This is a genomic window from Streptomyces sp. NPDC030799 (assembly GCF_055572255.1).
In genome coordinates, this window is record NZ_JBVIDS010000013.1 from 33,249 (window position 1) to 46,825 (window position 13,577).

Below are 13,577 nucleotides of genomic sequence, written 5' to 3' on the forward strand. Positions count from 1 at the left end.
CACCGGTGCGCGCCGCAGGGGCGTAAGACCGGGCTGGAGATCGTATCGGCCTACGGTGCTCACGGATCCCACGTACGGCCTCGTCCGGAGGTGTCCCCTTTGGCCAGCCCGCCTCGGTCCCCTGCGCGTCCGCAGCGGCGACCGCAGCCGTCCCGCCGTGTGCCGCGCCCGCCCGAGCGGCCCGTGCGGTCCGTCCGGCCGCCCCGGCCCCGGCCCCGCTGGGCCATGCGCGCGGTGACCACGCTGTCGGTCGTGGTGCTCGCCTCCGCCGGGATCGGGCACGCGGTGATGAGCAGCCTGGACGCGGGCATCGCCCGGGTCGACGCCTTCAAGGACATGAAGAACCGGCCGCGCGCGGGCCACGGCACGAACGTGCTGCTGGTCGGCACCGACGGCCGGGACCGGATCAGCGAGCAGGAACGGCGGGCGTACCGGCTGGGCGGGGCGCCCTGTCACTGCACCGACACGATGATGATCGTGCACATCTCGGAGAACCGGGACCGGGCCACCGTGGTGAGCCTGCCCCGCGACTCCTACGCCGAGGTGCCCGCGCACACCGACCCGGCCACCGGACTGCAGCACGGACCGCACCCGGTCAGGCTCAACGCGGCCTACGCCGAGGGCGGCCCCCAGCTGACCGTCCGCACGGTGGAGAACATGACCCATGTGAAGATCGACCACTATCTGGAGGTCGACTTCGCCAGCTTCATGAAGACCGTGGACGTCCTCGGCGGGGTGCCGGTGTGCACGACGACACCGCTGAAGGACTCCTACACCGGCCTCGACCTGCCTCCCGGCACCCACACCCTCATGGGCGGTCAGGCCCTGCAGTACGTGCGGGCCCGGCACATCGACGGGGCGAGCGACCTGGGCCGGATGAAGCGGCAGCAGCAGTTCCTGGCCGAGCTGATCGACAGGGCCACCTCCTCGGGGGTGCTGCTGAACCCGATGCGGTTCCGGGACGTGACCCGGGCGGTGCTCGGCTCGGTCCGCGCCGACGAGGGCTTCGGCACCGACGAGCTGCTCGACCTCGGCCGGGCCATGCGGAACTTCTCCCCGTCGTCCTCCGAGTTCACCACCGTGCCCATCGGGCAGCTGAACTACCCGGTCAAGGGCATCGGCTCGACGCTGAAGTGGGACGAGGCCAGGACGGCCCAGCTCTTCGCGTCGCTGCGCGACGACAAGCCGCTCACCGCGGACCGCCCGGAGCACGGCCCGGCACCGGCCGCACCGGTGGAGGTGGACCCGCGGCAGATCCGGGTCCTGGTGGCGAACGGCACCGGCACGGCCGGCCTGGCGAAACGGGTCGACGCGGCGCTCGCGGCGACCGGCTTCGCCACGACCCACCAGCCGGTGGACGCCCCCGCCCACGTGCCGCGCACGGTCATCTCCTACGACCCCCGCTGGGACCGCTCCGCCCGTTCCCTGGCCACCGCCCTGCCCGGCGCCGAGCTGCGGTCCGTACCGGGCCAGGGGCCGCTGCTGAAGGTGACCGTCGGGGCCGACTTCAAGGACGTGCGCAAGGTCCGCTTCGACGACCCGCAGCAGCCGCAGCAGAACGTGGTGCGCGGCAACGAGGTGGTGTGCTGAGCGCTCCGCGGTGCGCACGGCGAGCCGCTCCCCTCAGTCCTCGCCGGTCCTTCCCAGCCCCCGGTCCTTCCCGGCCCTCCCCCGTCCTTCTCGGTCCTCCCCGGGCCCTCTCAGTCCTCGTAGCCTTCGGCGGCACGCCGCTCCCGCAGCTCGCGGATCGCCCGGCGGCGGGCCAGACGGTGGGTGCGGCGGATCTGGGCCTCCTGGTAGCGGCGGCGGTCACGGTCGGTCTCCGGGAGCACCGGCGGCACCCGGCGCGGCTTGCCGTCGGCGTCGACGGCGGCGAAGACCAGATAGGCCGAGCCGACCTGGGTGGGCGGGGTCGATTCGTTCCAGCGCTCGGCGAGGACGCGGACGCCGACCTCCATGGAGGTCCGGCCGGTCCAGTTGACCTGCGCCTTCACATGGACCAGGTCGCCGACGCGGACCGGCTCCAGAAAGGCCATCTCGTCCATGGACGCGGTGACGGCGGGGCCGCCGGAGTGCCGGCCGGCCACGGCGCCCGCCGCGTCGTCGACCAGCTTCATGATCACACCGCCGTGCACCGTCCCCAGCAGGTTCGTGTCGTTGTGGGTCATGATGTGGCTGAGAGTGGTGCGCGAGGCTGAGGTCGGCTTGCCGGGGATGTCCGGCGCGATGTCCGGATTCGCGTCCGTGGCCTGGTCTGTCATGCCCTCCACCTTATGCCGAAGTGACATTCGCGGAATTTGTGTCAGCTTCGCAACAGCGGCGCCCTTATTTTCCGACAGCCCTTGTACGGCACAGTGCGGCGCCCTGCACACTGGGGCGCATGAATGACTGGCCCGAGGGATGGTCCGACGACAACCGCGGCCCGCGGTACGGACGCGGCAGTGGCGGCGCGCAGCCGGAAGGTGCCCGCGTGATGCGTCAGGTGCAGCGCGGCCCGGGGGTACCGCCCGGGCAGCGCTCGTACGGCGATCCCGGCCCGTCGGCGCCGCCGTACGGCTCCGGCGTCCCGCAGCAGCCGTCGTACGTGGACGGCCGGGGATACGACGAGGGCGCCGGTTACGACAGCGGCTACAACACCGGCCAGGTCTACGGCGGCGGGCGCCGCGGCGGCGGCTTCGTACCCAACGACAACGACCCGGACCCGGAAGTCGGCCGGTACCGGCCGCGCCCGAACTGGCGCCGCCGGATCAAGTGGACCGCGATCACCGTGGCGACCGTGGTGGTCGTCACCTCGGTCGCGACCTACTTCTGGGCCGACTCCAAGCTGCGCCGCGAGGTCGACCTGTCCACGGTCATCGACCGGCCCGCCTCGGGCTCCGGCACGAACTACCTGATCGTCGGCTCGGACAGCCGTGAGGGCATGTCCAAGGCGGACGAGAAGAAGCTGCACACGGGCGGCGCAGAGGGCAAGCGGACCGACTCGATGATGATCCTGCACGTCGGCGACAACGGCGACACGCTGGTCTCACTGCCGCGCGACTCGAACGTGACCGTCCCGTCGTTCAAGGGGACGTCCGGCAAGACCTACCCGGCCACGGGCCGGCAGGAGAAGCTCAACGCGACCTACGCCGAGGACGGTCCGACCCTGCTGGTCCGCACCATCGAGGCCAACACCGGCCTGCACATCGACCACTACGTGGAGATCGGCTTCCAGGGCTTCGCCAACATCGTGGACGCGGTGGGCGGCGTCGAGATCAACATCGACAAGGGCTTCAAGGACAAGTGGTCCGGCGCCGACTTCAAGGCCGGCAACCAGACCCTGAACGGCCAGCAGGCCCTCGCCTTCGTCCGCACCCGGCACGCCTTCGCCGCCTCCGACCTGCAGCGCACCAAGAACCAGCAGAAGTTCCTGTCGGCACTGGCCCACCAGGTGGCCACGCCCTCCACGGTGCTCAACCCCTTCAAGTTCTACCCGGTCATGGGCGCGGGCCTGGACTCCCTGATCGTCGACAAGGACATGTCCCTGTGGGACCTGGCCTCGATGTTCTGGGCGATGAAGGGCGTCCAGGGCGGTGACGGCACGTCGCTGAACATGCCGATCTCCGGTTCCGTCGGCGGCAACCTCGTCTGGGACAAGGCGAAGGTGAAGACACTCGTCAACGAGCTGAACAACGACGAGAAGGTGACGGTCACCGGCAACTAGGCGGACACAGGTCCGCCCGCGGTCACCTCCCGGGGCCCCCGGCGTCATGGCCGGGTAAAGCATGGGCCAAAGCAGGCCTCCCATTCACCGCATACCGGACCAGTCGGGCGGTTGTACGAGCGTGGGGTTTGTCACCGCTGCGCGCAGGCGCTGAACTGTGCGGATAGTGTGTGCGATCCGGTGCGGAACTGCCGTGACATCGTGCACCGTTCGACCGACTGCACTGAGGGTCTTTGGGGGGCGGCTCGTCGCGCGGCCCCGACGGAGGACGAAGCGACCGTGGACACGCAAGGCTGTGGGCGAGGGGACGACATCGCCCCGTCGGAGCACCGGGTACCGCTGCGCACCCGCCGTGCGGGGCGCCCTTCACGACGCCGGCGTACCCGCGCGTGAACCCGCCGATGTCACGGGCCGTTCGGCGCCCGCCCTAAGCCCGGCGAGGACCGGACCGACGCAACGGGGGCCCCTCCTCAGCATTCTGAAGTTCCGTCAGGACTTCCAGGCGTATGGCCGTACCACGCGGCGGGCCGGCGAAGGCGCCGGACCGCCGCGGCGAAGTCGACGGCCGACGAAGTCACACGCGCCTTGTGACGTCCGGGCTTCCCTCTGCGTCTAACTGAACGCAGCGCCACGGCGCGGGCCGGGCCGGCCCCGCGCATCGGCCGGTGCCCGGCGACCGGGGCACGGCCGGCAGACAACGACAGAGGCGCCGTACACCTCCGGAGGACGGTGGGCGCGCGACGAAGCCGCGGTGTAAGGGTGCCGAGGGCGGGAAGGCAGGAGATGGCACGCAGCAGCGTGGACCAGGAAGGGGCGGTGCCGCGGGCTCGGCACGCCGGCGAACCCGGTGCGGGGACCGAGGCGGAGGACGGGGGGAGCAGCCATCGGCGTGGCGGCGGCCGCAGACGTCGTACGGAGCCGGGACCTCCGAAGCCCAAGCGCCGCATACTGCGCTGGTCGGCGTTGACCCTGGCGGTCGTCATACTCGGCACCGCCGCCGCGGGTTACCTCTACTACGAGCACCTCAACGCCAACATCCAGAAGGACAAGCTGAACCTGGGCGACTCCGATGTGCCCGAGGCGACCCCGAACGCCGCCGGCCAGACACCGCTGAACGTCCTGCTGATCGGTTCGGACAGCCGGAACAGCGCGAAGGACCTCGCGCTCGGAGGGGCCAAGCAGGAGGCGGGGCGCGCGGGGCTCGCGGACGTGCAGATGCTGGTGCACGTGTCCGCCGACCGCACCAACATGTCCGTGGTCAGCCTGCCCCGCGACACGATGATCCCGATCCCCCGGTGCACCGACCCGCACAACGGCCACAGGTACCCGGCGCTCTCCCTCGCCATGGCGAACGAGTCACTGGCCCGCGGCGGCCCCGGCTGCACGGTCGCCACCTGGCAGAAGCTGACCAACATCCACATCGACCACTTCATGATGGTCGACTTCTCCGGCGTGGTCGACATGGCGGACGCCATCGGCGGCGTCCCGGTCTGCGTCAAGCAGAACGTCTGGTCGCACACCCACGACGGTCACGGCTCGGGCCTGAAGCTGACCAGGGGCACCACGTACGTCAAGGGCGAACAGGCCCTGCAGTGGCTGCGCACCCGCTACGGCTTCGAGGACGGCACCGACCTCGGCCGTACCCACGCCCAGCACATGTACATGAACGCGATGGTGCGCCAGCTGCGCGAGAAGGCGACGCTGGACAACCCCGGCGCGATGCGCGACCTGGCGGAGACCGCGACGAAGGCCCTCAAGGTCGACGAGAGCCTGGGGACGATCAAGAAGCTGTACGACCTGTCCGAGGAGTTCAAGCGGGTCCCCACCAAGCGCATCACGATGACCACACTGCCGACCGTGCAGTGGTCGCAGGACCACGACCGGCTCGTGCCCGCGCCCGAGGACGCCGACCAGCTCATCTCCATGGTCCGCGACGACACCCCGCTGGACGGACGCGGCGCGAAGAAGAAGCCCGAGGAGAAGGCGAAGACCCCCGCGGACCCCGACGGCAGGATCGCGGTGCAGGTCCGCAACGGCACCGGAGCCGACGGCCAGGCCCCGGCGCAGCAGCGGGCGCTCGCGGTCGTCCAGGTCCTGCAGGGCAAGGGGTTCGCCCGGGCCGCGGCGGACGCCACGCCGGCCTCGCAGGCCAAGACCACCGTCCTGTATCCCAGCGCCGATCTGGAAGGTGACGCCCAAGCGGTGGCCCAGGCGCTCGGGATACCGCTGAAGCAGGTGCAGAAGTCGACCGACGTCTCGGGCGTCACACTGCTGGTGGGCGCCGACTGGCGCACCGGCACCGCGTACAAGGCGCCCTCCCAGCCGACGAAGGCACCCTCGTCGGCGGCCGTGCTCCCGGGCGACCAGAAGGGCGCCTGCATGGCGGTCCAGAAGGGCTTCACCTGGTGACCGGAGGCTGGTGAGCCGGGCGTGCACACGCTGCGGGGCCGCAGCTCCTCAGGGAGCCGCGGCCCCGCAGCGGGCGTCACATCTTGGCGCCCGCCATCGCGCGACAGCTCTCCGCACAGCGGCGACACGCCTCCGCGCAGCGCATCATCTGCTGGTCGTCGGGCATGGACATACACGCCTCGGCGCACATGTCGCACACCTTGGCGCAGAGCATGCACATCTCGGCGGACATGGGCGAGCGGCGCATCATCATGTCCGCGCACATGCGGGTCGTCTCGGAGCAGTCCATCAGCGCGCGCATGACCTGCATCTGCTGCTGGCCGCCCTTCTGCATGCAGGAGCTCATGCTCTCCTCGCACATGCTGTGGCAGTTCATGCACGCCTCGATGCAGTCCTGCATCTGCTGCGTGAGGGCAGGCATCATCTGGGACTGGGTCATGGCTCCTCCTCGGAGGGCGGGGACCCGGGACGGGTCCCGTGTGCTTCCGTCCTACGTCCCCGGGGCCTGCCACGCATGTGACCGACCGGTCGGCAGGTGCCCCCGGACAACGGAAAGGCGCCCCGGAGGGCGCCTTCCTGAAAGAGCCGTGCGGTCCTTGCCTTACGGCAGGTTGCGGGCCATGACGATCCGCTGGACCTGATTCGTGCCTTCGTAGATCTGGGTGATCTTGGCGTCGCGCATCATGCGCTCCACCGGGTAGTCGCGGGTGTAGCCGTAGCCGCCGAGGAGCTGGACGGCGTCCGTGGTGACCTCCATGGCCACGTCCGAGGCGAAGCACTTGGCGGCGGCGCCCAGATAGGTGAGGTCGGCGTCGCCGCGCTCGGAGGCAGCGGCGGCCTGGTAGGTGAGGGCGCGGGCCGCCGAGATCTTCATCGACATGTCGGCGAGCATGAACTGGATGCCCTGGAAGTCGGCGATGGCCTTGCCGAACTGCTTGCGCTCCTGGACGTAGCCCTTGGCGTAGTCCAGGGCACCCTGGGCGACGCCGAGGGCCTGGGCGGCGATGGTGATGCGGGTGTGGTCCAGGGTCTTCATCGCGGTGGCGAAGCCGGTGCCCTCCTCGCCGATCATGCGATCGGCGGGGATGCGGACGTTGTCGAAGTAGACCTCGCGGGTCGGGGAGCCCTTGATGCCGAGCTTCTTCTCCGGGGCGCCGAAGGACACGCCCGGGTCGGACTTCTCGACGACGAAGGCGGAGATTCCCTTGGAGCGCTTCTCCGGGTCCGTCACGGCCATCACCGTGTAGTACTCCGACACGCCCGCGTTGGTGATCCAGCGCTTGACGCCGTTGAGGACCCAGAAGTCGCCGTCGCGGACGGCCCTGGTCTTCATGCCGGCCGCGTCCGAGCCGGCCTCCGGCTCGGAGAGGCAGTACGAGAACATCGCGTCGCCCTTGGCGAGCGGGGTCAGGTACTTCTTCTTCAGGTCCTCGCCGCCGGAGAGGATCACCGGGAGGGAGCCCAGCTTGTTCACGGCGGGGATCAGGGAGGAGGACACGCAGGCGCGGGCCACCTCCTCGATGACGATGACCGTGGCGAGCGCGTCGGCGCCGGCGCCGCCGTACTCCTCGGGGACGTGTACCGCGTGCAGGTCGTTGGCGACGAGGGCGTCGAGGGCCTCCTGCGGGAAGCGGGCCTCCTCGTCCACCGCCGCGGCGAACGGCGCGATCTTCGCCTCGACCAGGGAACGAACGGCGTCCCGGAGCATGTCGTGCTCCTCGGACGGGCGGTACAGGTCGAAGTCAGCCGATCCGGCCACGGTCTCTCACGCTCCAAAGACGCAGTGATACTGACGCTAATTACCGTTAAGTAACTCAAATTTTAGAGGGCGGCCCGTGGGACGCCTACGTGAGCTTGGCGACAGCAGGGAAATTGCCCGGTGGACGGCCCGACTATGCTCGGCTCCGCATCACCGACGTACCCGACCTGGAGCACTTCCATGAGCCTGAAGATCACCGTGATCGGCACCGGCTACCTCGGCGCCACGCACGCCGCGGCCATGGCCGAGCTGGGCTTCGAGGTGCTGGGTCTCGATGTCGTACCCGAGAAGATCGCGATGCTGGAGCGCGGCGAGACCCCCATGTACGAGCCGGGGCTCCAGGAGCTGCTGAGGAAGCATGTGGCGGGCTTCGAGGGGTCCACCGGGCGGCTGCGGTTCACCATGGACTGGGCCGAGGCCGGCGCCTTCGGTGACGTGCACTTCCTGTGCGTGAACACTCCGCAGCGGCATGGGGAGTACGCGGCCGACATGTCGTACGTCGACGCCGCGGTCTCCTCGCTCGCCCCGCATCTGCACGGCCCGGCCCTGGTCGTCGGCAAGTCGACGGTGCCGGTGGGCTCGGCCGACCGGCTGGCCGGGTACCTCGCCGAGCACGCCCCGGCGGGCGGGGACGCCGAGCTGGCGTGGAACCCGGAGTTCCTGCGCGAGGGCTTCGCCGTGCAGGACACCCTGCACCCGGACCGGATCGTGGCGGGCGTGCGCAGCGAGCGCGCCGAGAAGCTGCTGCGTGAGGTGTACGCGACGCCGATCGGCGAGGGCACGCCGTTCGTGGTGACCGACTTCCCGACCGCGGAGCTGGTGAAGACGGCCGCGAACTCCTTCCTCGCCACGAAGATCTCCTTCATCAACGCGATGGCGGAGGTGTGCGAGGCCGCGGGCGGTGACGTGGCGAAGCTGGCGGAGGCCATCGGGCACGACGACCGGATCGGGGCGAAGTTCCTGCGCGCCGGGATCGGCTTCGGCGGCGGCTGTCTGCCGAAGGACATCCGGGCGTTCATGGCGCGGGCCGGCGAGCTGGGCGCGGACCAGGCGCTGACCTTCCTGCGCGAGATCGACTCCATCAACATGCGCCGGCGCGGGCAGATGGTCGAGATGACCCGGGAGGCGCTCGGCGGCGGTTCCTTCCTCGGCAAGCGGGTCGCGGTGCTCGGCGCCACGTTCAAGCCCGACTCGGACGACGTGCGTGACTCGCCCGCGCTGAACGTGGCCGGGCAGATCCACCTCCAGGGCGGCCAGGTCACCGTGTACGACCCGAAGGGCATGGGGAACGCCCGCCGGGTCTTTCCCACCCTCGGGTACGCCGACTCGGCGCTGGACGCGGTCCGGGGCGCCGATGTCGTCCTGCACCTGACCGAGTGGCAGGAGTTCCGTGAGCTGGACCCGGCGGCGCTCGGTGAGGTCGTGGCGGACCGGGTGATCCTGGACGGCCGCAACACGCTCGACCCGGAGCTGTGGCGCCGGGCGGGCTGGACCTACCGGGCGATGGGGCGCCCGACGGCATGAGGGCATGAGGACATGCGAAAGACGCCGGTTCGGCCGAGGCTCAGTCGGCCGAACCGGCGTCTTTCGCATTCTGCACCAAGGAGCTGTGCGTCACGCACCCTTCGCCCGGTAGCGCCGCATCTTCGCCCGGGCCCCGCACACCTGCATCGAGCACCACCGGCCCCGGCCGGCCGGACTGCGGTCGTAGTAGGCCCAGTGGCAGTCCGCGGCCTCGCAGGCCTTCAGCCGCATCCAGGTGCCTTCCGTCAGGCCCTCGGCGACGGCCGCGGCGACGCGGGAGAGCAGGGGGGCGTCCGGGGCGGCGGCGAGGGCCGCGGAGCCGTCGCGCTCGTCGACGGCGACGTACAGCGGGGCGCGGGACAGCAGCGTGCCGAGCGGGGTCACCTCGCGGTGCGGCCGGTGTCCGGCGTGGGCGAGCAGCGCGGCCCGCAGTGACTCCCGCAGGTCCCGTGCCTCCTCCAGCCCGTCCGTGGTGATCCCGAAACGCCCCCGTCCCTCCTCGGTGTCCAGTGTGTCGGCGCCGGTTTCGAGGTCCAGCGTGTTGACCAGCGACTCGACCAGCGCCAGGCCTCCGGGAGCGGCCGATCTCTCACTCATGCTTGCGACGTTACCGCCGATGCGGGAGCATGCAGTAACCGTTACCGGTTACCCGCATGTACGGGTAACGCCGTTGTGACACAAGGAGGTAGTCATGGCTCTCGCCAAGCTCGGTGTCGTGGTGCTGGACTGTCCCGATCCCCATGCGCTGGCCGGCTTCTACGCCGCGGTGCTGGGCGGCACGGCGGAGGCGGACTCCGACGACAGCGGCGAGTGGGTGGACCTGAAGGTGCCCGGCGGGCCGGCGCTGGCCTTCCAGGAGGCGCCGGGGTACGTGCCGCCGAAGTGGCCGGCGCCGGACGGCGCGCAGCAGTTCCACCTGGACCTGGTCGTGGAGGACCTGGACGCGGCCGAGAAGGGGGTGCTGGAGCTGGGGGCGCGTCCGCTGGACGCGGAGGACCGGGAACGCACCTTCCGTGTGTACGCCGATCCGGCGGGGCACCCGTTCTGTCTGTGCGCCTGCTGAGACCAGGGAGGATCCCATGGCGTCCGTCGCCCGACTCCGTTCCGTCGTGCTCGACTGTCCCGACCCGCATGCGCTGGCCGCCTTCTACGCGGCGGTGGCCGGGGGCACCCCGCAGGCCGAGGACGACGACTGGGTGGTGCTGAAGGTCCCGGACGGGCCGCGGCTGGCCTTCCAGCGGGCCGAGGGGCACACCCCGCCGGAGTGGCCGCGGGCGGACCGCAACGGCCAGCAGTTCCACCTCGACTTCGACGCGGGCCGGACCTGGGCGGAGGTGGACGCGGCCCATGAGCGGGTGCTCGCGCTGGGCGCCCGGCCGCTGGACCTGGAGGACCGGGAGACGAAGGACTTCCAGGTGTACGCCGATCCCGCCGGCCACCCCTTCTGCCTGTGCCGGATCGAATGAGGCGTCCGGGGCGGTGAGGCGTCCGGGGTGGTCCGCTCAGCTCTCGCGGGCCGTGCGGATCACCTCGTCGAGGGTCTCCCGGGAGCGCCGCAGGTCGGCGATCATGCGGTCGATGCGGTCGCGTTCGGCGGTGAGGTCGGCGACCAGCTTCGGGGTGGCGATCGCGGAGGGCCCGCCGTCCCGGTCGCGCATGCAGGGCAGCAGCTGCCGGATCTTCTCGCTGTGCAGCCCGGCAGCGTACAGCTCCTGGATGCGGATGACCCGGTCGACGGCCGCGTCGGGGTAGTCGCGGTGGCCGCCGGGGGTGCGCTCGGCGAGGAGCAGCCCCTGGGTCTCGTAGTAGCGCAGCGATCGCTCGCTCACGCCGGTGCGCCGGGCCAGTTCGCCGATCCGCATCCGCCGCCTCCCCCGAAGAGGGCTTGAATCTGACATCAGTGTCAAGTTCTACCGTGCCGGCATGACGCAGACAACGGACTTCCTGGCCCCGGCCCGCCTCGGCCGGCTCGAACTCCCCAACCACCTGGTGATGGCCCCGCTCACCCGCAACCGCGCGGAGGCCGACGGCACCCCGACGGACCTGATGGTCACTCACTACGCCCAGCGCGCCTCCGCCGGCCTGATCGTCGCGGAGGGCTCGACGCCGAACGCGGTCGGACAGACGTACCCGGACATCACCGCGATCCACACCGACCGGCACACGGCCGGCTGGCGGCGGGTCACCGACGCGGTGCGGGCGGCCGGCGGGCGGATGTTCCTCCAGCTCCAGCACGGCGGCCGGGTCAGCCACCCGGCGACCACCGGACTGACCCCCGTGGCGCCCTCCCCCGTCGCCCTGCCGGAGACGATCTTCACCCCGCAGGGCCACCGGCAGGCCGCCGTGCCGCGTGAGATGACGGCGGACGACATCCGTGCCACGATCGCCGACTTCGCGGCCGCCGCCCGCCGGGCCGTCGAGGCGGGCTTCGAAGGGGTGGAGGTGCACTCGGCCAACGGAATGCTGCTGCACCAGTTCCTCGCCGGCAACACCAACCGCCGTACGGACGGCTACGGCGGCTCGGCCCGGCGGCGGGTGCGGTTCGCGGCGGAGGTGACCGAGGCGGTGGCCGACGCGATCGGCGCGGACCGGGTGGGCATCCGCATCTCCCCCGCGAGCAGCGTCAACGGCGTCCGCGAGGACGACACCGACGGCCTGTACGCCGCGCTCCTGGACCGGCTGAAGGGGTTGGACCTCGCCTATCTGCACCTGGTGCGCTCGGACCCGGCCACCGGCTGGTACCGGCGGATCCGCGCCGGCTGGCCCGGCGTCCTGATCGGCAACCCGGACCTGACCGGCCTCTCCACGGAGGAGGTCACCCGGGCCGCACAGGAGATGCTGGCGGCCGGTGCCGACCTGGTGGCGCTCGGCCGGCCGTTCCTCGCCAACCCGGACCTGGTCGAGCGGCTGCGCCTCGGCGCACCTCTCAACCCGGTCCGGGACCGGTACTTCATGTACGTGGGCGGGGCGGAGGGTTACAACGACTACCCCGCCCTCGCGGCTCAGCCGTCCAGCGACTCGATGGTGGCGTTGGAGGGCGCCCGGGTCGCCTGAAGGTCACGGGCCACGTCCTCCGCCGCGCCCAGCACCCGCACCGCGTTCTGCCAGGTCAGCTTGGCCAGGTCGGCCTTGGACCAGCCGCGGTCCAGCAGTTCGGCGAGCAGGTTCGGGTAGCCGGAGACGTCGCTCAGGCCGTCCGGGGTGAACGCAGTGCCGTCGTAGTCGCCGCCGATGCCCAGGTGGTCGATGCCGGCCACCTCGCGCATGTGGTCCAGGTGGTCCGCGATCGTGGACACCGTGGCGACCGGGCGCGGGTTGCGCTCCTCGAAGGCGCGGTGCAGTTTCATCGCCTCGGCGCCGGTGTCGAGGTGGTGGAGGCCGTGGGCGCGCAGGTTGTCGTCGGCCGCGGCCGTCCATTCGACGGCCGCCTGGAGCACGAACTTCGGCACGAACGTCACCATCGCGACCCCGCCGTTGGCGGGCAGCCGCTCCAGCACGTCGTCGGGGATGTTGCGCGGGTGGTCGCACACCGCGCGGGCGGAGGAGTGCGAGAAGATCACCGGCGCGCAGGTCGCGTCCAGCGCGTCCCGCATCGTCGTCGCCGCCACGTGCGAGAGGTCGACCAGCATGCCGAGCCGGTTCATCTCGCGGACGACCTCGCGGCCGAAGCCGGTCAGGCCGCCGGCCTTCGGCTCGTCGGTCGCGGAGTCCGCCCAGTCCACATTGGAGTTGTGGGTGAGCGTCATGTAGCGCACGCCCAGCGCGTACAGGCCGCGCAGGGTGCCGAGCGAGTTGGCGATGGAGTGGCCTCCCTCGGCGCCCATCAGCGAGGCGATACGGCCGGCCGCCCGCGCCCCCGCCATGTCCGCGGCCGTCAGGGCCGGGGCCAGGTCCGCCGGGTAGCGGGCGAGCAGCTGCCGTACGCAGTCGATCTGCTCCAGCGTCGCCGCCACCGGCTCCGGCTGTTCGCAGGGCACGTACACCGACCAGTACTGGGCGCCGACGCCGCCCTCGCGCAGCCGCGGGATGTCCGTGTGCAGCTGCGCGTTCTGGTGGCGTGCGATGTCGAGGGTGTCGAGGTCGTAGCCGGCCTTCTTGCGCAGCGCCCACGGCAGGTCGTTGTGGCCGTCGACGACCGGGAACTCGCGCAGCAGCGCGCGGGCCTCGTCGAGGGAGGTCATC

The 13,577-nt window shown here is 71.2% G+C and carries 13 protein-coding genes; 7 read left to right on the plus strand and 6 right to left on the minus strand.

Going from position 1 to position 13,577, the window contains the following annotated elements:
* The first annotated feature begins 99 nt into the window (after positions 1 to 99).
* On the plus strand, positions 100 to 1,590 hold the full coding sequence (locus tag ACZ41I_RS29635; RefSeq protein ID WP_468324391.1) for an LCP family protein: 1,491 nt from the start codon (positions 100 to 102) through the stop codon (positions 1,588 to 1,590).
* Between the two features lie 110 nt (positions 1,591 to 1,700).
* Here ACZ41I_RS29635 and ACZ41I_RS29640 read toward each other — a convergent pair whose 3' ends face one another.
* Complete coding sequence (locus ACZ41I_RS29640) at positions 1,701 to 2,261, minus strand: acyl-CoA thioesterase (protein WP_363216485.1); 561 nt, start codon at positions 2,259 to 2,261, stop codon at positions 1,701 to 1,703.
* Between the two features lie 119 nt (positions 2,262 to 2,380).
* On the opposite strand from ACZ41I_RS29640, the gene ACZ41I_RS29645 reads away from it, so the two are divergent.
* Positions 2,381 to 3,703 carry an LCP family protein gene (locus ACZ41I_RS29645; protein WP_399773963.1) on the plus strand — a complete coding sequence of 441 codons (1,323 nt, stop codon included), beginning with the start codon at positions 2,381 to 2,383 and terminating at the stop codon, positions 3,701 to 3,703.
* A gap of 783 nt (positions 3,704 to 4,486) precedes the next feature.
* The gene (locus ACZ41I_RS29650; protein ID WP_363216483.1) at positions 4,487 to 6,112 is read left to right on the plus strand and encodes an LCP family protein; all 1,626 of its coding nucleotides are present in this window, start codon (positions 4,487 to 4,489) and stop codon (positions 6,110 to 6,112) included.
* Between the two features lie 76 nt (positions 6,113 to 6,188).
* Here the strand turns inward: ACZ41I_RS29650 and ACZ41I_RS29655 are convergent, their stop codons facing one another.
* Entirely contained in the window at positions 6,189 to 6,551 is a 363-nt protein-coding gene (locus ACZ41I_RS29655; protein WP_363216482.1) for a four-helix bundle copper-binding protein, read from the minus strand.
* A gap of 162 nt (positions 6,552 to 6,713) precedes the next feature.
* Complete coding sequence (locus ACZ41I_RS29660) at positions 6,714 to 7,871, minus strand: acyl-CoA dehydrogenase family protein (RefSeq protein ID WP_399773968.1); 1,158 nt, start codon at positions 7,869 to 7,871, stop codon at positions 6,714 to 6,716.
* 180 nt (positions 7,872 to 8,051) lie between these two features.
* Here ACZ41I_RS29660 and ACZ41I_RS29665 point away from each other — a divergent pair, with 180 nt between their 5' ends.
* Positions 8,052 to 9,395, plus strand: coding sequence for a UDP-glucose dehydrogenase family protein (locus ACZ41I_RS29665; protein ID WP_468324399.1), 1,344 nt, complete (start codon positions 8,052 to 8,054; stop codon positions 9,393 to 9,395).
* Between the two features lie 90 nt (positions 9,396 to 9,485).
* Here the strand turns inward: ACZ41I_RS29665 and ACZ41I_RS29670 are convergent, their stop codons facing one another.
* Complete coding sequence (locus tag ACZ41I_RS29670; RefSeq protein ID WP_468515502.1) at positions 9,486 to 9,992, minus strand: CGNR zinc finger domain-containing protein; 507 nt, start codon at positions 9,990 to 9,992, stop codon at positions 9,486 to 9,488.
* A gap of 94 nt (positions 9,993 to 10,086) precedes the next feature.
* On the opposite strand from ACZ41I_RS29670, the gene ACZ41I_RS29675 reads away from it, so the two are divergent.
* Both ACZ41I_RS29675 and ACZ41I_RS29680 read left to right on the plus strand, forming a co-directional pair.
* Positions 10,087 to 10,458 carry a VOC family protein gene (locus ACZ41I_RS29675; protein ID WP_399773977.1) on the plus strand — a complete coding sequence of 124 codons (372 nt, stop codon included), beginning with the start codon at positions 10,087 to 10,089 and terminating at the stop codon, positions 10,456 to 10,458.
* Positions 10,459 to 10,474: 16 nt separating this feature from the next.
* Positions 10,475 to 10,861, plus strand: coding sequence for a VOC family protein (locus ACZ41I_RS29680; protein ID WP_363216476.1), 387 nt, complete (start codon positions 10,475 to 10,477; stop codon positions 10,859 to 10,861).
* Positions 10,862 to 10,897: 36 nt separating this feature from the next.
* Here ACZ41I_RS29680 and ACZ41I_RS29685 read toward each other — a convergent pair whose 3' ends face one another.
* Positions 10,898 to 11,257 (minus strand): MerR family transcriptional regulator, encoded by a 360-nt coding sequence (locus ACZ41I_RS29685; protein WP_363216475.1) that lies wholly within the window; start codon positions 11,255 to 11,257, stop codon positions 10,898 to 10,900.
* A gap of 61 nt (positions 11,258 to 11,318) precedes the next feature.
* On the opposite strand from ACZ41I_RS29685, the gene ACZ41I_RS29690 reads away from it, so the two are divergent.
* Positions 11,319 to 12,449: an alkene reductase gene (locus ACZ41I_RS29690; RefSeq protein ID WP_468515503.1), complete on the plus strand. Its 1,131-nt coding sequence runs from the start codon at positions 11,319 to 11,321 to the stop codon at positions 12,447 to 12,449.
* Here the strand turns inward: ACZ41I_RS29690 and ACZ41I_RS29695 are convergent.
* A complete protein-coding gene (locus ACZ41I_RS29695; protein WP_468515504.1) occupies positions 12,398 to 13,576 on the minus strand; it encodes a dipeptidase in 1,179 nt (392 codons plus the stop codon). The two genes, ACZ41I_RS29690 and ACZ41I_RS29695, sit on opposite strands and share 52 nt — an antisense overlap.
* Between the last annotated feature and the right edge of the window lies 1 nt (position 13,577).

Bases quoted from the DNA above. Each gene is read 5' to 3' on its own strand.
- ACZ41I_RS29650 (WP_363216483.1), top strand. From the start codon at position 4,487: ATGGCACGCAGCAGCGTGGACCAGGAAGGGGCGGTGCCGCGGGCTCGG.
- ACZ41I_RS29685 (WP_363216475.1), bottom strand. From the start codon at position 11,257: ATGCGGATCGGCGAACTGGCCCGGCGCACCGGCGTGAGCGAGCGATCG.
- ACZ41I_RS29690 (WP_468515503.1), top strand. From the start codon at position 11,319: ATGACGCAGACAACGGACTTCCTGGCCCCGGCCCGCCTCGGCCGGCTC.
- ACZ41I_RS29645 (WP_399773963.1), top strand. From the start codon at position 2,381: ATGAATGACTGGCCCGAGGGATGGTCCGACGACAACCGCGGCCCGCGG.
- ACZ41I_RS29680 (WP_363216476.1), top strand. From the start codon at position 10,475: ATGGCGTCCGTCGCCCGACTCCGTTCCGTCGTGCTCGACTGTCCCGAC.
- ACZ41I_RS29670 (WP_468515502.1), bottom strand. From the start codon at position 9,992: ATGAGTGAGAGATCGGCCGCTCCCGGAGGCCTGGCGCTGGTCGAGTCG.
- ACZ41I_RS29695 (WP_468515504.1), bottom strand. From the start codon at position 13,576: ATGACCTCCCTCGACGAGGCCCGCGCGCTGCTGCGCGAGTTCCCGGTC.
- ACZ41I_RS29665 (WP_468324399.1), top strand. From the start codon at position 8,052: ATGAGCCTGAAGATCACCGTGATCGGCACCGGCTACCTCGGCGCCACG.
- ACZ41I_RS29655 (WP_363216482.1), bottom strand. From the start codon at position 6,551: ATGACCCAGTCCCAGATGATGCCTGCCCTCACGCAGCAGATGCAGGAC.
- ACZ41I_RS29675 (WP_399773977.1), top strand. From the start codon at position 10,087: ATGGCTCTCGCCAAGCTCGGTGTCGTGGTGCTGGACTGTCCCGATCCC.
- ACZ41I_RS29640 (WP_363216485.1), bottom strand. From the start codon at position 2,261: ATGACAGACCAGGCCACGGACGCGAATCCGGACATCGCGCCGGACATC.